Source organism: Pseudomonas sp. microsymbiont 2 (genome assembly GCF_054788395.1).
Genome location: NZ_CM139112.1, coordinates 2,362,234 through 2,387,658 on the forward strand (window position 1 = coordinate 2,362,234; position 25,425 = coordinate 2,387,658).

At 68.6% G+C, this 25,425-nt stretch carries 3 protein-coding genes; all 3 read left to right on the plus strand.

Features of this window, described 5'->3' with window-relative positions; genetic code table 11:
• The first annotated feature begins 52 nt into the window (after positions 1 to 52).
• Genes ACYUME_RS10845 through ACYUME_RS10855 form a run of 3 tightly spaced genes read left to right on the plus strand, consistent with a single transcriptional unit; the run spans position 53 to position 25,419 of the window.
• Positions 53 to 7,912: an amino acid adenylation domain-containing protein gene (locus ACYUME_RS10845; RefSeq protein ID WP_460418844.1), complete on the plus strand. Its 7,860-nt coding sequence runs from the start codon at positions 53 to 55 to the stop codon at positions 7,910 to 7,912.
• Entirely contained in the window at positions 7,905 to 14,456 is a 6,552-nt protein-coding gene (locus tag ACYUME_RS10850) for an amino acid adenylation domain-containing protein (protein ID WP_460418845.1), read from the plus strand. The genes ACYUME_RS10845 and ACYUME_RS10850 overlap by 8 nt, the downstream gene beginning before the upstream one ends.
• A 1-nt stretch (position 14,457) precedes the next feature.
• Positions 14,458 to 25,419 (plus strand): amino acid adenylation domain-containing protein, encoded by a 10,962-nt coding sequence (locus tag ACYUME_RS10855; RefSeq protein ID WP_460418846.1) that lies wholly within the window; start codon positions 14,458 to 14,460, stop codon positions 25,417 to 25,419.
• Positions 25,420 to 25,425: the final 6 nt, after the last annotated feature.

Genomic DNA, 25,425 nt, shown 5'->3' on the forward strand with positions numbered 1-25,425 from the left:
GTAGGGATAGCCGGGCACTGCCCGTGGTAACCACTCGTACGGAAGCAACCTGATGAATGCCGAGAAGTCCCTGCAACTGGCCCGCCGTTTCATCGAACTGCCGCTGGAAAAGCGCCGTGTGTTCCTTGAAATGCTGGGCAGGGAAGGCATCGACTTTTCCCAGTTGCCGATCCCGGCCGCGGTGGTCGCGGACGATCGGGCGGTGCCTTCCTACGCGCAGCGGCGCATGTGGTTCCTGTGGCAGATGGACAGCCAGAGCGGTGCCTACAACCTGCCAATGGCCGTGCGCCTGCGCGGCCCGGTGAAACCCGAGGCGCTGCGCGAGGCCTTTGCCGATCTGGTCGCGCGCCACGAGACCTTGCGCACCGTGTTCCGCCGTCAAGCCGACGACAGCCTGGTCCAGGCGCCGTTGGCCCGCGAGATCGAGGTGGAGACCCTCGACCTGAGCGCGCTGCCCGAAACCGAGCGCGAGGCGCGGGTGCGCGAAGAAGCGACGCTGCAGTCCGAGCATGCCTTCGACCTGGAGCACGGTCCATTGCTGCGCGTGCGTCTGGTGCGGCTGGCGGCTCAGGAGCATGTGCTGCTGCTGACGTTGCACCATATCGTGGCCGACGGCTGGTCGATGAGCGTGCTGATCGACGAGTTTCGCCGCTTTTACCTGGCGCGTAGCCAGGGGCGGCAGGCCGATCTGCCAGCGCTGCCGATCCAGTACAGCGACTATGCGCTGTGGCAGCGACGTTGGCTGGAGGCCGGCGAGCAGCAGCGCCAGCTGGACTACTGGCTGGCCCACCTGGGCCAGGAGCACCCGCTGATCGAGCTGCCGGCTGACCGGCCGCGGCCGTTGCTGCCGACCTATGCCGGGCGGCGGGTCGAGCTGATCCTGGATGGCGAGCTGGCCGGGCAGCTCAAGGCCCTGGCGCGCCAGCACAACATGACCTTGTTCATGGTGTTGCTGGGAGCCTTCGCCATGCTGTTGCAGCGCTATACCGGGCAGGACGAGTTGCGTATCGGCGTGCCCATCGCCAATCGCAACCGCAACGAGACCGAAGGCCTGATCGGCTTCTTCGTCAATACCCAGGTGCTGCGCCTGGCCTTCGATGGCCAGGCCAGTGCCGCGCAGGTGCTGGACCAGGTGCGCCAGGCCGCACTGGGCGCCCAGGCCCACCAGGACCTGCCGTTCGAGCAGTTGGTCGAGGCCTTGCGCCTGGAGCGCAGTCTCAGCCATAACCCGTTGTTCCAGGTGATGTACAACCACCAGGCGGATGTCGCCGATATCACCACCCTGTCGCTCGACGGCGGGCTGAGCCTCGATGTGCTCGACTGGCAGAGCCGCAATACCCAGTTCGACCTGAGCCTGGACACCCATGAAAAGGCTGGCGTGCTGTACGCCACCTTCACCTACGCCACCGACCTGTTCGATGCGCCGCGTATCGAGCGCCTGGCCAGCCACTGGCAGGCGCTGCTCGGTGCCCTGGTCGAGGATGCCGGGCGCCGCGTCGGCGACTTGCCGCTGCTGGCCAGCGACGAGCGCCAGCGTTTGCTGGAGCAGTGGGGCAGCGCGCCGGCGGAGTACCCCAGCGAGCTGTGTGTCCACCAGCTGTTCGCCCAGTGCGCCGAGCGCACGCCGCAGGCGCCGGCATTGCTGTTCGAGGCGCGGCAGCTGAGCTACGGCGAGCTGGAGCAGCGCGCCAATCGGCTGGCCCGTCACCTGATCAGCCTTGGCGTAGGCCCCGAGGTGCTGGTGGGCGTGGCGCTGGAACGCGGCCTGGACATGGTGGTAGCGATCCTCGCCGTGCTCAAGGCCGGTGGTGGCTACGTGCCGCTGGACCCGCAATACCCCCGTGACCGCCTGTTGTGCATGATCGAGGACAGCGGCAGTCGCTTGCTGCTGAGCCAGGCCAGCCTGCGCGACGCCTTGGATGTGGCCGGTGTGCGCACGGTCTGTCTGGATCAGGGCGATGCCTGGGGCGAGCAGGACGGTTCGCCCCTGGCCAATCGCAGCCACCCTGACAACCTCGCCTACGTGATGTTCACCTCGGGCTCCACCGGGCGGCCCAAAGGCGTGGGCATCAGCCATCGCGCCTTGAGCCGGCATGCCCATGTGTCGCTGGCCTTTTTCGGCCTGAGCAGTCGCGACCGGGTGTTGCAGTTCGCCACCTTCAACTTCGACGGCTTCGTCGAGCAGCTCTACCCCGCGTTGATCTGCGGTGCGTCGGTGGTGCTGCGCGGCAACACCATCTGGGACAGCGAGACCTTCTACCAGCAGCTGGTCAGCCAGCGCATCAGTGTGGTCGACCTGACCACCGCCTACTGGAACATGCTGGCCAAGGAGTTCGCCGCCATCGGCCCGCGCGACTACGCCGCCTTGCGCCAGGTGCACAGCGGCGGCGAAGCCATGCCGCCGGAGGGCTTGCTGGCCTGGCGCAAGGCCGGCCTGGGCCATGTGCGCCTGCTCAACACCTACGGCCCGACCGAGGCCACGGTGACCGCCACCACCCTGGACTGCGGCGACTATGTGCGTGGCGAGCGCGCCATCCCCCTGACCTTGCCCATTGGCCGGGCGCTGCCGGGCCGGCGCCTGTATGTGCTGGACCGCAACGGCGGCCTGGCGCCGACCGGCGTCACCGGCGAGCTGGTGATCGGCGGTGAACTGCTGGCGCGTGGCTACTTTGGCCGCCCAGGCCTTACCGCCGAGCGTTTCCTGCCCGACCCCAATGGCGCGCCGGGCGCGCGCCAATACCGCACGGGCGATCTGGCTCGCTTCAACGACGAAGGCATCCTCGACTACACCGGACGAATCGACCACCAGGTGAAGATCCGCGGTTTTCGCATCGAACTGGGCGAGATCGAGGCGCGCCTGCTGGAGCACGACGGCGTGGGCGATGCCAGTGTCCAGGCGCTGCTGGGCGTCAGTGGGCTGCAGTTGGTGGGCTATGTGGTGCCCGCCGATAGCCGTCTGCTGGACGAGCCAGAGGCGGCGGCCCAGGGGCGCGAGGCCTGGCGCGAGGCGCTGCAGGCCTGCCTGCCCGAATACATGGTGCCGGCGCAGTGGGTGCTGTTGGCGAAGCTGCCGCTGAGCCCCAACGGCAAGCTCGATCGCAAGGCCTTGCCCGCGCCCGACGCGCAGCAGCGCCAGGTCGGCGCGGCGCCCCAGGGGCCGGTGGAGTGCAGCATCGCGGCGATCTGGCAGGCGCTGCTGAATGTCGAGCAGGTTGGCCGCGACGACAACTTCTTCGAGCTGGGTGGCGACTCGATCGTCTCGATCCAGGTGGTCAGCCGTGCCCGCCAGGTGGGGCTGGGCCTGAGCCCGCGCGACCTGTTCTTGCACCAGACCGTGCGCAGCCTGGCCCAGGCGGCGCGCCAGAGCACCGCGCTGGCGATCGAGCAGGGGCCGCTCAGTGGCCCGCTGAGCCTGTTGCCGATCCAGCTGGATTTCCTGCGCCGCGAGGTGCCGGATGCCCATCACTGGAACCAGGCCGTGCTGCTCAAGAGCACTGCCACGCTGCAGGACGCGCCGCTGCGTGGCGCATTGCAGGCCTTGTGGCGGCATCATGATGCCTTGCGTGCGCGGGTGCGCCGGGGCGACGCGGGCTGGGCCTGCGAAGTCGGTGGTGCCGAACAGGCCCCCGATGACCTGCTCTGGCAGGTGACGGTCAGCGATGTCCAGGAGCTGCCAGCCCTTTATACCCGCGCCCAGGCCAGCCTGGCGCTGGAACAAGGGCCTCTGCTGCGCGCGCTGTTGGCAACCTTGCCAGATGGCAGCCAACGCCTGCTGCTGGCCGTGCACCACCTGGTGGTCGACGGGGTGTCCTGGCGCATCCTGCTGGAAGACCTGCTCAGCGCCTACCAGCAGCTGTGCGACGGTCGCCAGCCGCAGCTGCCGCCCAAGACCAGCGCTTTCGGGGCCTGGAGCGCCAGGCTGGTCGAGCAGGCCGACAGCCCCCAGCGCCTGGCCGAACTGCCGTACTGGCAGGCGCAGCTGGCGGCGGTCAGCGACCTGCCATGCGAGCGCCCGCAGGGCAGCCTGGCCAGCCGTCACGCCCAGGTGCTGCGCAGCCGTTTCGATGCCCGCCTGACCCAGCAGTTGCTGCAGCAGGCCAATGCCGCCTACCGCACCGGTGTCAACGACCTGCTGCTGGCGGCGCTGGCGTGGGTGCTGCGCGACTGGAGCGCGCAGGCCGATTGCGTGGTGGCCCTCGAAGGGCATGGTCGCGAGAGCCTGTTCGATGACCTCGATCTGACCCGCACGGTCGGCTGGTTCACCAGCCAATACCCGCTGCGCCTGAGCGCGGCGGCGTCGCTGGGCGAGACCCTCAAGCAGGTCAAGGAGCAGGTGCGCGGCGTGCCCGGCAAAGGCCTGGGCTACGGCCTGCTGCGCCAGTTCGGCGACGGCGCGCTGCGGGCATTGCCCGAGCCGCGCATCACCTTCAACTACCTCGGCCAGTTCGACACCAGCTTCGATGAACACGCCTTGCTGCGCCCGGCGCTGGAGCCGGCCGGCGCCGAGCAGTCCGAGGACGCGCCGCTGGACAACTGGCTGAGTGTCGAAGGTCAGGTCTATGGCGGTGAGCTGGAGATGCGCTGGACCTTCAGTCAGGCGATGTTCGACAGTGTCACCATTGAGCGCCTGGCCGAGGCCTATGAGCAGGCGCTGGGCGATCTGCTCGCCCATTGCTGCGACCCGCGGACCGCCGGGGTCACGCCGTCGGACTTCCCCCTGGCCAACCTCGACCAGGCCAGCCTCGATGGCCTGCCGCTGCCGGCCGCGCTGATCGAGGATATCTATCCGCTGGGGCCCATGCAGCAGGGCATGCTGTTCCACGCCTTGCACGCGCCCGGCCAGGGCACCTACATCAACCAGCTGGTGGTGGATATCGACGGGCTCGATGTGCCGCGCTTCCGGGCGGCCTGGCAGGCGCTGATCGATGCCCATCCGGTGCTGCGCAGTGGTTTCGTCTGGCAGCAGGCCGGCGTGGCCCCACTACAACTGGTGCAGCGCCAGGTGACGCTGGACTTTGTCGAGCATGACTGGCGCGGCAAGGACACCGCGCAGGCACTGGACGCGTTCGCCGCCCAGGACCGGCAGTGCGATTTCGACCTGCAGCGCCCTGGGCTGCTGCGCCTGGCGTTGATCCGCACCGGCGAGCAGCGCCACCGCTTGCTGTTCACCCACCACCACATCCTCATGGATGGCTGGAGCTGCGCGCAGCTGTTTGGCCAGGTGTTGCAGGCCTATGCCGGCGAGCCGCCGGTAGTGGTGGGGCGCTTCAGCGACTATGTGCAGTGGCTGGCCGAGCGTGATGGCGCGGCGACCGAGGCGTTCTGGCGCGCGCAGTTGGCGGCACTGGACGGCCCGACCCTGTTGCAGCCGCTGCTGGGCGCGTCGCTCGACGACAGCACGGCGCACCGTATTCACCACAGCACGCTGGATGCTGGTCTGTCGCAACGCCTGACACAGTTCGCCCGGCAGCAGAAGATCACCCTCAATACCCTGTTCCAGGGCGCCTGGGCGCTGCTGTTGCAACGCTACAGCGGCAGCGACAGCGTGGTCTTCGGCTGCACCGTGGCTGGCCGCCCCGCCGAGCTGGTGGGGATCGAGGAACAGTTGGGGCTGTTCATCAACACCTTGCCGCTGGTGGTCAGTGCTCGTCCGGAGCAACCACTCGGTGCCTGGCTGCAAGCCTTGCAAGCCCAGGGGCTGGCCTTGCGCGACCACGAACATACGCCGCTGTACGAGGTGCAGGGCTGGGCCGGACGCAGTGGCGAGGCGCTGTTCGACAATATCCTGGTATTCGAAAACTTCCCGGTGGCCCAGGCCTTGGCGGAGGGCACGGTGCCGGGCCTGGTGTTCGGCGAGGTGGCGCAGCACGACCAGACCAGCTATCCGCTGACGCTTGGCGTGACCCTGGGCGAGCAGCTGCAACTGCACTACAACCATGCGCTGGATGCCTTCAGTCCGGCAGCCATCGCGCGTATCGACGGGCATCTGCTGCAACTGCTGGCGCAGATCTGCACGTCGGCCGAGCGCCTGTTGGGCGAGTTGACGATCGGCGATGCCCAGGAGCGGACGCTGTTGATGGCGATCAATGACACCGTTGTCGATTACCCGTTGGACCGTTCGATCCAGCAGCTGATCGAAGCCCAGGTGGACCGCACGCCACAGGCCGAAGCCCTGGTGTTCGGCGATTCCCGCCTGAGCTATGCCCAGCTGGACGCCCGCGCCAACCAATTGGCCCGGCACCTGATGGCGCAAGGCGTTGGCCCGGACGTGCTGGTCGGTATCGCCGCCGAGCGCAGCCTCGAAATGGTGGTCGGCCTGCTGGCGATCCTCAAGGCCGGTGGCGCCTACGTGCCGCTGGACCCTGAGTATCCAGCGGAGCGCCTGAGCTACATGTTCGAAGACAGCGGCATCCAGTTGCTGCTGACCCAGAGCCATCTGCAACTGCCGTTGCCAGAGGGCCTGACGGTGCTGCACCTGGATACGCTGCAGCTGGAAGGCAACGACAGCAGCCGTCCGTTGGTAGCCGTGAGCCCGGAAAACCTGGCCTACGTGATCTACACCTCGGGCTCGACCGGCAAGCCGAAAGGGGCGGGCAACCGCCACTCGGCCCTGGTCAACCGCCTGTGCTGGATGCAGCAGGCTTACGGGCTGGATGGCAGCGACACGGTGTTGCAGAAGACCCCGTTCAGCTTCGACGTCTCGGTGTGGGAGTTCTTCTGGCCACTGATGACCGGTGCCCGTCTGGCCGTGGCCGGCCCGGGCGACCACCGCGACCCGTCGCGCCTGGTGGAGCTGATCAACCAGCACCAGGTCAGCACGCTGCACTTCGTGCCATCGATGCTGCAGGTGTTCCTGCAGGATGAGCAGGTGGCCAGCTGCACCCGCCTCACGCGCATCGTCTGCAGTGGCGAGGCGTTGCAGGTGGATGCCCAGCAGGGCGTGTTCGCCAAGCTGCCGAACGCCGGCCTGTACAACCTGTACGGCCCGACCGAAGCGGCTATCGACGTGACCCACTGGACCTGCCGCGAGGAAGGCCGCGACACGGTGCCGATCGGCCAACCGATCGCCAACCTGGCGACCTACGTGCTGGACGGCAACCTGGAGCCGGTGCCGGTGGGCGTGGTGGGCGAGCTGTACCTGGGCGGCGAAGGCCTGGCCCGTGGCTACCACCGTCGCCCGAGCTTGACTGCCGAGCGCTTCGTCACCAGCCCGTTCGGCGACGGTGCGCGGCTGTACCGCACCGGCGACCTGGCCAGCCAGCGCGCGGATGGGGTGATCGAATACCGGGGTCGGATCGACCACCAGGTGAAGATCCGTGGCCTGCGTATCGAACTGGGCGAGATCGAAGCGCGCCTGCTGGAACAGGATGGCGTGCGCGAGGCCGCCGTGATCGCACGCGGCGCGCAACTGGTGGCCTACGTGGTGCCCGTCGCTGCCGGCACCGACCTGGTCGACAGCCTCAAGGCAGCGCTCAAGGCCAGCCTGCCGGACTACATGGTGCCGGCGCACTTCGTGCTGCTCGAGTCCCTGCCATTGTCGGCCAACGGCAAGCTGGAACGCCGGGCCTTGCCCGATCCACAGGCCGGCGCGGGCGCCGCGGCCTACCGCGCCCCAGGCAGCGAGCTGGAGTGCCAGCTGGCCGGCTTCTGGCAGGAAGTGCTCAAGGTCGAGCGGGTGGGGCTGGACGATGACTTCTTCGAACTCGGTGGCCATTCGCTGCAACTGATCATGCTGCTGGCCCGCCTGCGCGGCGCCCTGGGCATCGAACTGGCCATCAACGATTTCTACGCACTGCGCACCCTGCATCAGCTGGCGGCGCATGTGCAGGCCGTCATGGCCGACAACGATCCGAGCGACGAACTGGACCTGATCTTCGGCGCGCTCGACGAACTGGAGGAACACAATGCTTAAGCCCCAAACCGCACGCTCGCAGGAGCTGGCCACGCGTATCGGCGGGCTGGACAGCGACAAGCGCCAGCAGCTGTTCCGCAAGCTGGGCGAGGCCGGGGTGAATGTGGCGCGCCTGCCGATCGTGCCGGCCATCGAACGCGGTCCGCTGCCGTTGTCCTATGCCCAGCAGCGCCAATGGTTCCTCTGGCAGCTCGACCCGCAGGGCTGTGCCTACAACCTGTGCCTGGCCCTGCGCCTGCGCGGCCCGCTGGACCTGGCCGCGCTGCAGGGCGCCTTCACCCAGTTGCTGGCGCGTCATGCCAGCTTGCGCACGCGCTTTCTCGAAGTCGATGGGCAGGCTTTGCAGCAGGTGTCGGCCGACAGCGAGCCGGACTGGCAGGTCCTGGCGGCGCAGCCGGCGATCGCCGCCGAACAGCTGATCGAGGCGCGCCTGCGCGATGAAGCCGCCACGCCGTTCGACCTGGCCCAGGGCGCGCCGCTGCGGGTCCGGGTGCAGCCCTTGGGCGCGGACGACCATCTGCTGCAGGTGAGCCTGCACCATATCGTCACCGACGGCTGGTCGATGGGCGTGATGGTCGAGGAATTGCTCGAATGCTACCGCGCCGCTTGCAGCGGCGAGCCGGCGCGGCTGCCGGTGCTGCCCATCCAGTACCCGGACTATGCCTTGTGGCAGCGCCAGTGGCTGCAGGCGGGCGAGGGCGAGCGCCAGCTGCAGTACTGGCGCGAGCGCCTGGGCAGCCACCAGGATGTGCTCGAACTGCCGCTGGACCACCCACGCCCCGCGCGCCAGAGTGGTCGGGGCGCCAGCCTTGGCGTGCAGCTGCCTGCCGAGTTGGCCGGTGCGCTGCGCCAGCTCGCCCAGCGCCACGATGTCAGTCTGTTCACCGTGCTGCTGGGCAGCTTCCAGCTGCTGCTGCAACGCTACACCGGCCAGCCCGAGGTGCGCATCGGTGTGCCGCTGGCCAACCGCAACCGCGCCGAGACCGAGCGGCTGATCGGTTTCTTCGTCAATACCCAGGTGATCAGCGCGCCGCTCGACCTGCATGGCAGTTTCAGCCAGCACCTGCGCGGCCTGCATGACACCGTGCTGCAGGCCCAGGCACACCAGGACCTGCCATTCGAGCAACTGGTCGAGGCGCTGCAACCGGAACGCAACGCCAGCCACAGCCCGCTGTTCCAGGTGATGTTCAACCATCAGGTGCAGCCGGCCGCTGCCCAGGGCCTGAGCCTTGGCGAGCTGCAGGTGACCTTGCTCGAGCAGGCGCAGCCCGGTGCCCAGTTCGACCTGACCCTGGACACCAGTGAGAACGCCCAGGGCCTGCATGCCTGTCTCACCTATGCCAGCGACCTGTTCGAGGCTGCCACCGTCGCGCGGTTGATGCGCCACTGGCAGCAGTTGCTGAGCGCCATCGTCGCCGACCCGCAGGCGGTCGTCGGCAACATGCCGTTGCTCGAGGACGCCGAGCGCCAGCACCATCTGCGCGCCTGGAACCCGGCTACCCGCCGGTTCCCGGTGACACAGACCCTGCACGGCTGCATCGAGGAGCAGGCGCGCCGCCGTCCGCAGGCCATCGCCGTGACCTGCGAAGACCGTCAGCTGAGCTATGCCGAACTCAACGCCCAGGCCAACCACTGGGCCGCGCGGCTGATCGCCGCCGGGGTCGGACCGGAGGTGCGGGTGGGGCTGGCCGTGGCCCGCAGTCTCGACCTGGTGGTCGGCCTGCTGGCCATTCTCAAGGCCGGCGGTGCCTATGTGCCGATGGACCCCAGCAACCCCCGCGAGCGCCTGGCCTACCTGATGCAGGACAGCGGCATCGCCTTGTTGCTGACCCAGACGACGTTGCTCGAGCGTCTGCAACCGCCCGCCGATTTGCCGCTGGTGCTGCTCGATGCCGAGCCCGGGGTGTCGAGCGACCCCGGCAACCCCGAGGTTGCCGTGCAGCCAGGCAATCTGGCCTATGTGATCTACACCTCCGGTTCCACCGGCAAGCCCAAGGGCACCTTGCTGCCCCATGAGAACGTGCTGCGTCTGTTCGCCGCCACCGACCCGTGGTTCGGCTTCGACGCCGACGACACCTGGAGCCTGTTCCATTCCCACGCCTTCGATTTTTCCGTGTGGGAGATTTTTGGTGCCCTGTTGCAGGGCGGTCGGCTGGTGGTGGTGCCCCAGGCGCTCACCCGTTCGCCGGAAGAGTTCCTCGCCTTGCTGGAGCGCGAGCGGGTGACCGTGCTCAACCAGACCCCGTCGGCGTTTCGCCAGCTGATGCAGGTGGCCTGCGCACGGCCCGAGGTGCCGGCGCTGGCCCTGCGTCACGTGGTGTTCGGCGGCGAGGCCCTCGAGGTAGCCAGCCTGCGCCCGTGGTTCGAGCGTTTCGGTGACGCTCAGCCGCAACTGACCAACATGTACGGCATCACCGAGACCACGGTGCACGTCACCTACCGCCCACTGTCCGTGGCCGACCTGCGCAGTGACAGCGCCAGCCCGATCGGCGAGCCGATCCCCGACCAGACCTTGTACCTGCTCGACGCGGCCCTCGACCCGGTCCCGCAAGGCTGTATCGGCGAGCTGTATGTGGGCAGCGCGGGCCTGGCCCGTGGTTACCTGCAGCGCCCCGCGCTCAGTGCCGAGCGCTTTGTGCCCGATCCGTTCGGCGCCCCTGGCGCGCGGCTCTATCGCAGTGGCGACCTGGCCCGCTTCAGCCAGGACGGCGCGATCGAGTACGTCGGGCGTATCGATCATCAGGTGAAGATTCGCGGTTTCCGCGTCGAGCTGGGCGAGATCGAAGCCCGCCTGTTGCAGCATCCACAGGTGCGCGAGGCCGTGGTGCTGGCCGTCGAGGGGGCCAACGGCCCGCAACTGGCGGCCTGGCTGGTCGCCACCGCCGAGCTTGACCCGGCGGCATTGCGCGATAGCGTGCGCGCCGAGCTGCAGCGCGACCTGCCGGCGTACATGGTGCCGAGCCACGTGCTGCTGCTCGATGCACTGCCGCTGACCGGCAACGGCAAGCTCGACCGCCGGGCGCTGCCGCAGCCGGACGCGACCGAGGCGCAGCGCGCCTATGTCGCGCCGCGCAGTGCGCTGGAGCAGGGCGTGGCGGCGATCTGGGCCGAGATCCTGCACCTGCCTCGGGTCGGCCTGGACGACGATTTCTTCGAACTTGGCGGCCACTCGCTGCTGGCGACCCAGGTGCTGTCGCGCGTGCGCCAGGAGCTGGCGGTCGCGGCGAGCCTGCGTACCCTGTTCGAGCACTCGGGGCTGCGTGACTTCTGCGCGGCGCTGGGTGCCGCCGACGCCGTGGACGGCGGGACGATCCGCGCGGTCGGGCGTGACCGGCCACTGCCGGTGTCGTTCGCCCAGGAGCGCCAGTGGTTCCTCTGGCAACTCGACCCGCACAGCGCCGCCTATCACGTGCCCATGGCCCTGCGCTTGCGTGGCCCGCTGGACCTGGCGGCGCTGCAGCACAGCCTCGATGCGCTGGTGACGCGCCATGAGCCGCTGCGCACCACCTTCCGCCAGGAGGAGGGCGAGCTGCTGCAGGTCATCGCCAGCCATGCCTCGCTGGCGTTGCAGCAGGCCAGCCTGCCTGCCGGTGAATCGTTGTCGGCGCGGATCGAAGCCTTCGTCCTGGCCGAGACCCAACGCACCTTCGACCTGGCCAACGGCCCGTTGCTGCGGGCGTGCCTGGCGCCACTGGGCGCCGACGAGCACCTGCTGGTACTGACCCAGCACCACATCGTCTCCGATGCCTGGTCGATCCAGCGCCTGGTACACGAACTGATCGAGCTCTACGGCGCCGCCAGCCAAGGTCGCCAGGCGCAGCTGGCGGCCTTGCCGATCCAGTACGCCGACTTCGCCCAGTGGCAGCGCCAGTGGCTGGCCGGGCCCGAGCGCCAGCGCCAGCTGGAATACTGGCAGCAGCGCCTGGCCGGCGGCGACTCGGTGCTGGCACTGCCCAGCGACTACCCGCGCCCGGCGCAGATGAGCCACCGCGGCGCGCAAGCGCAGGTGCGCCTGCCCGCCGAGCTGGTCCAGGCCCTGCGCCAGCTGGCCCAGGACCAGCAGGCCAGCCTGTTCATGGTGCTGCTGGCCTCGTTCCAGCTGTTGCTGCACCGCTACAGCGGCCAGGCCGACATTCGCGTCGGCGTGCCCATGGCCAACCGCAACCGGGTCGAAACCGAAGCGTTGCTGGGTTTCTTCGTCAATACCCAGGTACTGCGCGTCGATGTGCAGCCCGAAGCCTGCGTGCTCGACCTGCTGCAGGCCAGCAAGGCGGCGGCGCTGGATGCCCAGGCCAACCAGGACCTGCCGTTCGAGCAATTGGTCGAGGTGTTGCAGCCCCAGCGCAGTCTGAGCCACAACCCCTTGTTCCAGGTGATCTACAACCACCAGAACAGTGATCCGCGCGCGGCCCGCCTGGGCGACCTGGGCACCTTGCAGATCGAAACCGTGCAGTGGGACAGCGTCACCGCCCAGGTCGACCTGGCCCTGGACACCTTCGACTCGGGCGACACCCTCGACGCGACCCTGACCTACGCCACCGACCTGTTCCAGGCCTCGACCATCGAGCGGCTGGGGCGGCACTGGCGCAACTTGTTGCAGGCCATGGTCCGCGACCCGTCGCGGCGGGTCGCGCAACTGCCGATGCTCGACCGCGCCGAGCTCGACGCGATGCGCCCGTGGAGCGTCGATGAGCCGGTCTATCCCACCGCGCGCAGTATCCACCAACTGATCCAGGCCCAGGCCGAACGCCGTCCCGATGCGCTGGCGGTGATCTGCGCCGACCAGCAGCTGACCTTCGCCCAGCTGGACACCCAGGCCAACCAGCTGGCGCACCTGCTGATCGCCCGTGGGGTCGGCCCGGAGACCCTGGTCGGCGTGGCCCTGGAACGCAGCCCGCAGATGCTGGTGGCGCTGTTGGCCGTGCTCAAGGCCGGAGCGGCCTACGCCCCCCTGGACCTGGACTACCCCCGCGAACGCCTGGCCTACCTGATCGAGGATGCCGGCATCGGTCTGCTGCTCAGCCAATCGCACCTGGCCGCGCGCCTGCCGCTGCCGCAAGGCCTGGACTGCCTGGCCCTGGACCAGGTCGTGCTGAGCGCGCAGCCGGCCCAGGCGCCACAGTGCGCCGTGCAGCCGGGCAACCTGGCCTATGTGATCTACACCTCCGGCTCCACCGGCAAGCCCAAGGGCGTGGCGGTGGCCCATGGGCCGCTGGTCATGCACTGCCTGGCGATTGGCGAGCGCTACGAGATGAGCGAGCGCGACTGCGAGCTGCATTTCATGTCGTTTGCCTTCGACGGTGCCCATGAACGTTGGCTCACCGCCTTGAGCCATGGCGCGCGCCTGCTGATTCGCGACGGTGGCCTGTGGACCCCGGAACAGACCTACCAGGCCATGCACCGCCACGGCGTGACCGTGGCCGCGTTCCCGCCGGCGTACCTGCAGCAGCTGGCCGAGCATGCCGAGCGCGACGGCAACCCGCCGTCGGTGCGGGTGTATTGCTTCGGTGGCGATGCCGTGCCTCAGGCGAGCTACGACCTGGCCCGCCGCGCCTTGCGTCCGCGCTACATCATCAATGGCTATGGCCCTACCGAAACCGTGGTCACCCCGCTGATCTGGAAGGCCGGCGAGCAGGATGCCTGCGACGCCGCCTATGCGCCGATCGGCACGCGCATTGGCGATCGCAGCGTACGGGTGCTCGACGACCAGCTCGAACAGGTCCCGGTGGGTCATCCCGGGGAGCTCTACCTGGGTGGCGCGGGCCTGGCGCGCGGCTACCTGCGCCGCCCTGGCCTGACCGCCGAGCGCTTCGTGCCCGATCCGCACGGCGCGCCGGGGGCACGTACCTACCGCAGTGGCGACCTGGTGCGCCAGCGGGTCGATGGCGTGGTCGACTATCTGGGCCGTGTCGACCATCAGGTCAAGGTGCGTGGCTTCCGTATCGAACTGGGCGAGATCGAGGCCTGCCTGCAAGGCGTGGCCGCGGTGCGCGAGGCGCTGGTGATCGCCCGCCAGGGGCCGACCGGCGCGCAGCTGGTCGGCTACGTGGTGGCGCAGCAGACGCTGGACGCGGCGGGCCAGGAGGCCCTGCGCGACCAGCTCAACCTGCACCTGAAGGCCAACCTGCCGGGCTACATGATCCCCAGCTACCTGATGCTGCTCGAAGGCTTCGCCCTCACGCCCAACGGCAAGATCGACCGCAAGGCCCTGCCCGAGGTCGACGCCAGCGCCCTGCAGCGCCACTTCGTGGCGCCACGGCCTGGGCTGGAGCAACAGGTGGCCGAGGTCTGGCAGGCCGTGCTCAAGCTCGAGCGGGTCGGTCGCGACGACAACTTCTTCGAACTGGGCGGGCACTCGCTGCTCGCCACCCAGGCCACCGCCCAGCTGCAACTGGCGCTGGCGGCCGACATCGCCCTGGACCTGATCTTCAAGGCCGCGAGCTTGCACGAGTACAGCGCGGCCCTGGCCGGCTGCGTGAGCGCTGACCGTGAGCAGGACCTGAGCGACATGCATGATCTTCTTGACGAGCTGGAGACCCTCTGAGATGGCTGTACAGGACAACATTGCGCTGGTGCAGCGCTTCATCCGCCTGCCTCTGGCCCAGCGCAAGGTCTTTCTGCAGAAGCTCGCCGACCGCGGCATGAGCCTGAGCAACCTGCCGATTCCGGCGATGCACGAGGAGCTCGATGCGCTGCCGCTGTCCTACGCCCAGCAACGCCAATGGTTCCTCTGGCAACTGGCGCCGCACAGCAGCGCCTACCACATCACCAGCGCCCTGAACCTGGAGGGTCCGCTCGACCTGGCGGCCCTGCAGCAGGCCTTCGACGACCTGCTGGTGCGCCACGCCTCGCTGCGCACGCGCTTCGTCGCCGACGACGGGCAGCCGCTGCAGGTGATCGAAGCGCAGGCCAGGGTGGCGCTGAGCGTCGAAACCCTCGGCGCCGGCGCGCAACAGCCTCAGGTCGAGGCCTTCCTGGACGCCGGCAGCGCCGAGCCATTCGACCTGGCCCAGGCGCCGCTGGTGCGGGTACGCCTGCTGCGCCTGGCGGCGGACCGGCACGTGATGCTGCTGGTGCTGCACCATATCGTCGCCGATGGCGTGTCGATGCAGGTGCTGGTGGACGAACTGATCCATGGCTACCTGGCCGCCAGCGAAGGCCGCTCCGCCGGATTGCCGGCATTGCCGATCCAGTACGCCGACTATGCCCTGTGGCAGCGGCGCTGGATGGAAGCCGGCGAGCGTGACCGCCAGCTGGCCTACTGGAAAACCCAACTGGGCGATGAGCATCCGCTGTTGCAACTGCCGCTGGACTTCCCGCGCCCGGCCGAACAGAGCCTGCGCGGCGCCAGTATCGAGCTGGCCCTGCCCAGCGATCTGGCCCAGGGCCTGCGCACGCTGGCGCAGCGCCAGGGGGTGACGCCGTTCGTGGTGCTGCTGGCGGCCCTGCAACTGCTGCTGCACCGCTACAGCGGTCAAGAGCAGGTACGCGTCGGCGTGGCCCTGGCCAACCGCAACCGCGTGGAAACCCGTGGCTTGATCGGTTTCTTCATCAACACCCAGGTGCTGGTCGCGCGGATCGACGGCCAGGCCTCGTTCAACGACCTGCTGGCGCAGGTCGGCACCGCCAGTCGTGAAGCCCAGGCCCACCAGGACCTGCCGTTCGAGCAACTGGTCGATGCCTTGCAGGTCCAGCGCGATCTCAGCCATGGCGCGTTGTTCCAGGTGATGCACAACCACCAGAACGACCTGGGCGAAGTGCAACTGCCGCCCGGCATGCCATTGCAGGTGCGCCAGCTGCCACTGGACAGCGGTCACAGCAAGTTCGACCTGACCCTGGAAACCGTCGAGCAGGGCCAGGACATCAGCGCGCGCTTCATCTATGCCACCGACTTGTTCGCCGAGCCGACCGTGCGGCAGATGGCCGAGCACTGGCTTGCCTTGCTGCAGGCGGTGATCACCGAGCCGGGCAGGGCGCTGGGTGAAATCCCCCTGGCGCCGCTCAGCCAGCCTGACTACCAGGCGCTGCCGGCGCCGGACTGCGCCGGCATTCACCAACTGTTCGAGCAACAGGCCGCGCGCCAGCCCGAGGCGATTGCCGTGGTCTGTGGCGAGCGGCAACTGAGCTATGCCGAGCTCGACCAGTGGAGCAACCGCCTGGCGGCGCGCCTGCGCGCCAGCGGCGTGGGCCCGGAAGTGGCGGTGGGCCTGGCGCTGGAGCGTTCGGTCGAGCTGCTGGTGGCGATGCTGGCGGTACTCAAGGCGGGGGGGCATTACCTGGCCTTGGACCTCGCCACGCCGCCGGCTCGCCAACAGGAACTGCTGGCCGAGGCCCAGGTGGCGCTGCTGCTGAGCGATGACCTGGCCCAGGGGCGCGCGCCGTTGCAGGGCGCGTTCGAGCAGGTCCAGGTCGACGACTGCCAGGCCTGGAGCGCCGTGCCTGCTTCGGGCGGCTGTGCCGACAACCTGGCCTACCTGATCTTCACCTCCGGCTCCACGGGCCGGGCCAAGGGCGTCATGGTCAGCCACCGCGCGCTGCTCAACTACGTCACCGGCCTGTACGCGCGCATCGACCTGAGCGCGGTGGGCAGCCTGGCCATGGTTTCCACCGTCGCCGCCGACCTGGGCTATACCCAGCTGTTCGGTGCCTTGTGCTCCGGGCGCACCCTGCACTTGCTGGCCAGCGAGCTGGCCATGGACAGCGACGGGTTCGCCGGGTACATGCGCGAACACGCCATCGATGCGCTGAAGATCGTGCCTTCGCACCTGGAGGCGCTGTTGTCGGCCCGTGACGCCGCTGCCGTGCTGCCGCGACGCTGTCTGATCCTCGGCGGCGAACACAGCTCGCCGGCGCTGCTGGCACGGGTGCGCACGCTGGCCCCGCAGTGCCAGGTGTACAACCACTACGGCCCCAGCGAGTCGACGGTCGGCATTCTCGCCCAGGCCTTGGCGCTGGATGCCCAGCCGGTCACGGTCAGCCTCGGCCAGCCTCTGGCCAACAGCCGCGTGCAACTGCTCGATGGCGACCTGCAGGCGGTCGCGGCAGCGGTGACGGGCGAGCTGCACGTGGCCGGGCCATGTCTGGCGCGGGGCTACCTGGGCCAGCCTGGCTTGACCGCCGAGCGCTTCGTCCCCGACCCCTCGGGCCAGCCCGGCCAGCGCATGTACCGTACCGGCGACGCCGCCAGCCTCGGCGCGGGCGGGGTGGTCTATCGCGGGCGTATCGACGATCAGTTGAAGATCCGTGGCTACCGGGTCGAACCGGGCGAGGTTGCCGCCGCCCTGCAACGCCTGACCGGTGTCAGGGAAGCCGTGGTGCTGGCCCGCGACAAGCAACTGGCGGCCTACGTGGTGCTCGACAGCGCCGACGCCGACGCGGCCCCGTTGCGCCAGGCCTTGGCGAGCGTGCTGCCGGAGTACATGGTGCCGACGCATTTCGTGCTGTTGCCTGCGTTGCCGCTCAACGCCAACGGCAAGGTCGATCGCCGCGCCTTGCCAGCCCCCGACGCCAGCCCGGCGCAGCTCGCCTATGTGGCGCCACGCAGCGCGCTGGAGCAAGGCATCGCGGCGATCTGGCAGGACGTGTTGCAGCGTGAGCGGGTCGGCCTTGGCGACAATTTCTTCGAACTGGGCGGCGACTCGATCATGTCCATCCAGGTGGTCAGCCGGGCTCGCCAGGCCGGCATAGTGTTCACCCCCAAGCAGTTGTTCAAGCACCAGACCGTGCAGGCGTTGGCCAGCGTCGCCGTGTTCGGCGACGCGGCGCACCGTGCCGAGCAGGGGCCGCTGGCCGGTGCCCTGGCGCTGCTGCCGATCCAGCAGCAGTTCTTCGCCCGGGCCGTGCCCGAGCGTCATCACTGGAACCAGTCGGTGCTGTTGCAGGCGCACCAGCGCATCGATGTCCAGGTGCTGGAGGCGGCCTTGCGCGCGCTGGTGGAGCATCACGATGGCCTGCGCCAGCGCTTCGTCGAGGGCGCCCAGGGCTGGCAGGCCCGTTACCTGAGCCTCGAGGAGCAGCGCCAGCAATGGCAGACCACGCCACTGTGCCGCCAGCACCACGGGGTGACGGGTGAGGCCCTGCAGGCGCTGTGCGAGGATGCCCAGCGCAGCCTCGACCTGGCCCAGGGGCCGCTGCTGCGGGCATTGCTGGTGGACCTGGACGATGGCAGCCAGCGCCTGTTGCTGGTGATTCACCACCTGCTGGTGGACGGTGTTTCATGGCGGGTCATCTTCGAGGACCTGCAGTGCGCCTATAACCAGCTGGCCAACGGGCAAGCCCCGCAACTTCAGGCCAAGACCGACTCGCTGCGACTGTGGGGCGAGCGCCTTCAGGCCCACGCCCAAGGCGCGTTGGCCACCCAGCAATTGGACTACTGGCTGCACACCCTGGAGGGCGTCGACGCCGATCTGCCGGCGCTGCGCCGCGATGTGCCGCTGCGCCAGGACCGCCAGGCCACCGTCAGCACGCGGCTGTCCGCGGCATTGACCCAACGCTTGCTGCAACAGGCCCCGGCGGCCTACCGCACGCAGGTCAACGACCTGTTGCTGGCCGCGCTGGCGCGGGTGCTCGGCGACTGGACCGGGCGCCAGGATGTGCTGGTGCAGCTGGAAGGGCATGGCCGCGAGGAGATCTTCGATGGCATCGACCTGACCCGCACCCTGGGCTGGTTCACCTGCAAGTACCCGGTGCGCCTGCCCACGGCGGCGCACTGGCCGCAAGCGATCAAGGCCGCCAAGCAACAGCTGCGCGAGGTGCCGGACAAAGGCATCGGTTTCGCCGCCTTGCGCTACCTGGGCGAGCCCGAGGTGCGCGCGCGCCTGGCCGCGCTGCCGGAGCCCCGCGTCACCTTCAACTACCTGGGGCAGTTCGACGGCAGTTTCGCCGAGGACACCCCGAGCCTGTTCTCGCCGGCCCGCGAGAGCAGCGGCGCGGAGCAGAGCGCCGGCGCCCCGCTGGGCAACTGGCTGACCCTCAATGGCCAGGTGTATGGCGGGACGCTGAGCATCGACTGGAGCTTCAGCCCGGACATGTTCGAGCCCCAGGCCATGCAGGTCCTGGCCGAGGCCTATGGCCAGGCCCTGGAGGCGCTGGTCGAGCACTGCTGCACCCCAGGCGTCGTGGGCGCGACGCCGTCGGACTTCCCCCTGGCTGGCCTGGACCAGGCCAGCCTGGACGCACTGGCTGTCGACCTGGGGGCGGTGGAGGACATCCTGCCGCTGTCGCCGATGCAGCAGGGCATGCTGTTCCACACCCTCTACCACGCCGAGGCGGGCGACTATATCAACCAGTTGCAGGTGCCCGTCGAGGGCCTGGATGGCGAGCGCTTCCGCGCCGCCTGGCAGCAGGTCATGCAGCGCCATGAAGTGCTGCGCAGCGGGTTCTTCTGGGAGGGCGTGCCGCAACCACTGCAAGTGGTCATGCGCGATGTCGCGCTGCCGTTCGAGCTGCTCGACTGGCGTGGGCGCGAGGACTGCGAGCAAGCCCTCGAACAGCTGGCCCGGGCCCAGCGCGAGCAAGGTTTCGCGCTGACCAAGGCGCCGCTGATGCGGGTGCAGCTGGTACGCACAGGCGAGCAGCGCCATCAACTGATCTACAGCCATCACCACATCCTCATGGATGGCTGGAGCAGTTCGCGCCTGCTCGGCGAGATCATGCAGGCCTACCATGGCATGGCCCTGGCACCGGTGCAGGCGCGCTGGGCCGACTATATCGAATGGCTGGGCGAGCGCGACGGGGCCAGCACCCAGGCGTTCTGGCAGGGTCAACTGCGCACGCTGGAGACACCGACCCGCCTGGCCCGGCGCCAGGTGGGCGGCGAGGCGGGGCAACGCCTGCATCGCCAGCACCTGGACCGCCAGGCCACCACGGAGCTGGCGAACTTCTGCCGGGCGCAGAAGATTACCCTCAACACCCTGGTGCAAGGCGCCTGGCTGCTGCTGTTGCAGCGCCACACCGGGCAGTCGACGGTGTGCTTCGGTGCCACCGTGGCGGGGCGCCCGGCGCAATTGCAGGGTATCGAGCAGCAGGTGGGCCTGTTCATCAACACCTTGCCGGTGGTGGCCAGCCCGCGACCCGAGCAGCGCGTGGCGACCTGGTTGCAGGAAGTGCAGGAGGCCAACCTGGCATTGCGCGAGTTCGAGCACACACCGTTGTTCGACGTGCAGCGCTGGGCCGGGCAGGGCGGCGAGGCCTTGTTCGACAATATCCTGGTATTCGAGAACTACCCGGTGTCCGAAGCGTTGCAGGGCGCCTTGCCGGGTGCCTTGCAGTTTGGCCAGGTGCACAGCCACGAGCAGACCAACTACCCGTTGACGGTGGCGATTGGCGCGGCCGACACGCTGAGCATCGAGTACCGCCATGGCGCGGCTGAGTTCCCGGCCGGCTTCATCGAGACCCTGAGCGAGCACCTGCTGGCATTGCTGCAGGCCATGGCGGGTGCGCCACAAGCGGTGCTTGGCGCGCTGCCCATGCTGACCGGCGCCGAGCGCGACGAGCAGGCGCAGTGGAACGCCACTGCCACCGAATACCCGCTGGACCGCTCGATCCAGCAGTTGATCGAAGCCCAGGTGGACCGCACGCCACAGGCCGAGGCCCTGGTGTTCGGCGGGACCCGCCTGAGCTACGCCCAGCTGGACGCCCGCGCCAACCAATTGGCCCGGCACCTGATGGCGCAAGGCGTTGGCCCGGACGTGCTGGTCGGTATCGCCGCCGAGCGCAGCCTCGAAATGGTGGTCGGCCTGCTGGCGATCCTCAAGGCCGGTGGCGCCTACGTGCCGCTTGACCCGGAGTACCCGGCGGAGCGCCTGAGCTACATGTTCGAGGACAGCGGCATCCAGTTGCTGCTGACCCAGAGCCATCTGCAACTGCCGTTGCCCGAGGGCCTGACGGTGCTGCACCTGGATACGCTGCAACTGGAAGGTTACGACAGCAGCCGTCCGTTGGTAGCCGTGAGCCCGGAAAACCTGGCCTACGTGATCTACACCTCGGGCTCGACCGGCAAGCCGAAAGGGGCGGGCAACCGCCACTCGGCCCTGGTCAACCGCCTGTGCTGGATGCAGCAGGCCTATGGCCTGGATGGCAGCGACACGGTGTTGCAGAAGACCCCGTTCAGCTTCGACGTCTCGGTGTGGGAGTTCTTCTGGCCACTGATGACCGGTGCCCGCCTGGCCGTGGCCGGCCCGGGCGACCACCGCGACCCGTCGCGCCTGGTGGAGCTGATCAACCAGCACCAGGTCAGCACGCTGCACTTCGTGCCGTCGATGCTGCAGGTGTTCCTGCAGGACGAGCAGGTAAGTCGCTGCACCAGCCTCAAGCGCATCGTCTGCAGTGGCGAAGCCTTGCAGGTGGATGCCCAGCAGGGCGTGTTCGCCAAGCTGCCGAACGCCGGCCTGTACAACCTGTACGGCCCGACCGAAGCGGCCATCGACGTGACCCACTGGACCTGCCGCGAGGAAGGCCGCGACACGGTGCCGATCGGCCAGCCGATCGCCAACCTGGCGACCTACGTGCTGGACGGCAACCTGGAGCCGGTGCCGGTGGGCGTGGTGGGCGAGCTGTACCTGGGTGGCGAAGGCCTGGCCCGTGGCTACCACCGTCGCCCGGGGCTGACCGCCGAGCGCTTCGTCACCAGCCCGTTCGGCGACGGTGCGCGGCTGTACCGCACCGGCGACCTGGCCAGCCAGCGCGCGGACGGGGTGATCGAATACCGGGGCCGGATCGACCACCAGGTGAAGATCCGTGGCCTGCGCATCGAGCTGGGCGAGATCGAGGCGCGTCTGCTGGAGCAGGCCATCGTGCGCGAAGCGGCGGTGCTGGCGGTGCCGGTGAACGGCAGCCTGCAACTGGTGGCCTACCTGGTGGCCGGCGACGAGGACAGCGCTGCGCTGCGCGAAGTGCTCAAGGCGCAGCTGCCGGACTACATGGTGCCGACGCACTTCATCTACCTGCCGGCGTTGCCGGTGAGCCCCAACGGCAAGCTGGAGCGCAAGGCGCTGCCGGCGCCGGATATGAGCCAGCACCAGCAGGCCTATGTGGCGCCGCAGAGTCCGTTGGAACAACGCATTGCACAGATCTGGCAAGAGGTGCTGGGCATTGAGCAGGTTGGCCTGCACGACAACTTCTTCGCCCTTGGCGGTCATTCGCTGCTGGCCACTCAGGTGATTTCACGAGTGCGCCAAGCACTGCAGCGTGAGGTGGACCTGCGCAGCCTGTTCGAGCAGCCCACCCTGGCCTCGTTCTGCCAGGTGCTGGACCAGGCCAAGGCGCAGCCGCAACCGCCCTTGCTGCCACGTTCGCGAGAACAGGCCTTGCCGTTGTCCTATGCCCAGGAGCGGCAGTGGTTCCTCTGGCAGTTGCAGCCGGACAGCAGCGCCTACCACATCCCGTTGGCCCTGCGCCTTGTCGGCCCGCTCGACGTGGCGGCCCTGCAACAGGCCTTCGATGGGCTGCTGGCGCGGCATGAAACCCTGCGCACGCGCTTCGTCGAGGAGCAGGGGCGGGCTTGTCAGCGGGTAGAGCCGACCCTGCGCCTGGCGATTGAGCAGGATGCCCTGGCCCTGTCGGGCAGCGCGCAACAGCAGGACGAACAACTGCGTGGCTATGTGGAGCGCGAGGTGCAACGCCTGTTCGACCTGCGCGAGGGGCCGCTGCTGCGGGTTCGCCTGGCACGCCTGGCGGCGGACCAGCACCTGCTGGTGGTGACCCAGCACCATATCGTCTCGGACGGTTGGTCGATGCAACTGATGGCGCGCGAGTTGAGCGAGCTGTACGCCGCCAGCCTCGAGGGGCGAGCCGCCAGCCTGGCGCCGCTGCCGGTGCAGTATGCCGATTACGCTGCCTGGCAGCGCGACTGGATGGAGGCCGGCGAGCGCGAGCGCCAGTTGGCGTTCTGGACCGGCGAACTGGGCGGTGAGCAACCGGTGCTGGAGCTGCCTACCGACCGTTCGCGGCCGGCGCAGCCGAGCTACCGTGGCGCCCGCGTCGTGCTGCCGTTGCCGGCCGGGTTGAGTGGGGCGCTCAAGCAGCAGGCGCGTGAGCAGGGGGTGACGCTGTTCATGTGGTTGCTGGCCTCGTTCCAGGGCCTGTTGCAGCGCTACAGCGGCCAGGACGATGTACGGGTCGGCGTGCCGATCGCCAACCGCAACCGCCTGGAAACCGAAGGGCTGATCGGCTTCTTCGTCAACACCCAGGTGCTCAAGGCACGGTTCGACGCCGGCCAGTCGTTCAGCGACTTGCTGCAACAGGTCAAGCGCACCGCGCTGCAAGCCCAGGCGCACCAAGACCTGCCGTTCGAGCAACTGGTCGATGCCCTGCGCCCGGAGCGCAGCCTGAGCTACAACCCGTTGTTCCAGGTGATGTTCAACCACCAGGCGCAAGCGCCGGCAAGCGTTGCCGCCGAGGCGGCCGGGCTGCGCCTGGAAGCGTTGGCCAGCGACACCTTCAGTGCCCAGGTCGACCTGAAGCTGGACACCTTCGACAGCGACGAAGGGCTGCTGGCTGGTTTCAGCTATGCCACGGACCTGTTCGACGCGGCCAGCATCGAGCGCCTGGCCCAGCACTGGTTGCGGCTGCTGGAGCAGGTCGTCGCCGACCCGGCGCTGCCGCTCGACCAGCTGGCATTGCTGGATGACGCGGAACGCGAACAGATCGTCGAGCAGTGGAACGCCACTGCCACCGAGTATCCGCTGGACCGTTCTATCCAGCAGTTGATCGAAGACCAAGTGGACCGCACGCCACAGGCCGAGGCCCTGGTGTTCGGCGATACCCACCTGAGCTACGCCCAGCTGGACGCCCGCGCCAACCAACTGGCCCGGCACCTGATGGCGCAAGGCGTTGGCCCGGACGTGCTGGTCGGTATCGCCGCCGAGCGCAGCCTCGAAATGGTGGTCGGCCTGCTGGCGATCCTCAAGGCCGGTGGCGCCTACGTGCCGCTGGACCCTGAGTATCCAGCGGAGCGCCTGAGCTACATGTTCGAAGACAGCGGCATCCAGTTGCTGCTGACCCAGAGCCATCTGCAACTGCCGTTGCCAGAGGGCCTGACGGTGCTGCACCTGGATACGCTGCAGCTGGAAGGCAACGACAGCAGCCGTCCGTTGGTAGCCGTGAGCCCGGAAAACCTGGCCTACGTGATCTACACCTCGGGCTCGACCGGCAAGCCGAAAGGGGCGGGCAACCGCCATTCTGCGTTGGTCAACCGCCTGTGCTGGATGCAGCAGGCTTATGGGCTGGATGGCAGCGACACGGTGTTGCAGAAGACCCCGTTCAGCTTCGACGTCTCGGTGTGGGAGTTCTTCTGGCCGCTGATGACCGGTGCCCGTCTGGCCGTGGCCGGCCCGGGCGACCACCGCGACCCGTCGCGCCTGGTGGAGCTGATCAACCAGCACCAGGTCAGCACGCTGCACTTCGTGCCATCGATGCTGCAGGTGTTCCTGCAGGACGAGCAGGTAAGTCGCTGCACCAGCCTCAAGCGCATCGTCTGCAGTGGCGAGGCGTTGCAGGTGGATGCCCAGCAGGGTGTGTTTGCCAAGTTGCCGAACGCCGGCCTGTACAACCTGTACGGCCCGACCGAAGCGGCCATCGACGTGACCCACTGGACCTGCCGCGAGGAAGGCCGCGACACGGTGCCGATCGGCCAGCCGATCGCTAACCTGGCGACCTACGTGCTGGACGGCAACCTGGAGCCGGTGCCAGTGGGCGTGGTGGGCGAGCTGTACCTGGGCGGCGAAGGCCTGGCCCGTGGCTACCACCGTCGCCCGGGGTTGACCGCCGAGCGCTTCGTCACCAGCCCGTTCGGCGACGGTGCGCGGCTGTACCGCACCGGCGACCTGGCCAGCCAGCGCGCGGACGGGGTGATCGAATACCGGGGCCGGATCGACCACCAAGTGAAGATCCGTGGCCTGCGTATCGAACTGGGCGAGATCGAGGCACGCCTGCTGGAGCAGGCCATCGTTCGCGAAGCGGCGGTGCTGGCGGTGCCGGTGAACGGCAGCCTGCAACTGGTGGCCTACCTGGTGGCCGGCGACGAGGACAGCGCGGCCCTGCGCGAAGTGCTCAAGGCGCAGCTGCCGGACTACATGGTGCCGACGCACTTCATCTACCTGCCGGCGTTGCCGGTGAGCCCCAACGGCAAGCTGGAGCGCAAGGCGCTGCCGGCGCCGGACCTGAGCCAGCACCAGCGCGCCTACGTGGCACCCCAGGGCGAGCTGGAGCAAGGCATCGCGCAGATCTGGCAAGAGGTATTGGGCATCGAGCAGGTCGGCATGGACGACAGTTTCTTCGAGCTGGGCGGCCATTCGCTGCTGGCCACCCAGGTCAGCGCGCGCATTCGCGAGCAACTGGCGGTCGAGGTACCGCTGCGCGAACTGTTCGTCACCGCCGACCTGCGTGCCTATTGCGCTCGGGTCGAGGCCCTGCGTGGCGCGCTGCAACCCCTTCAGGATGAATTGGCTAAATCCTTGGAGGCCCTCAAACGTCTATCTGGAGCGGAACTTGAGAAGCTAATTTCTTAGTAAGGA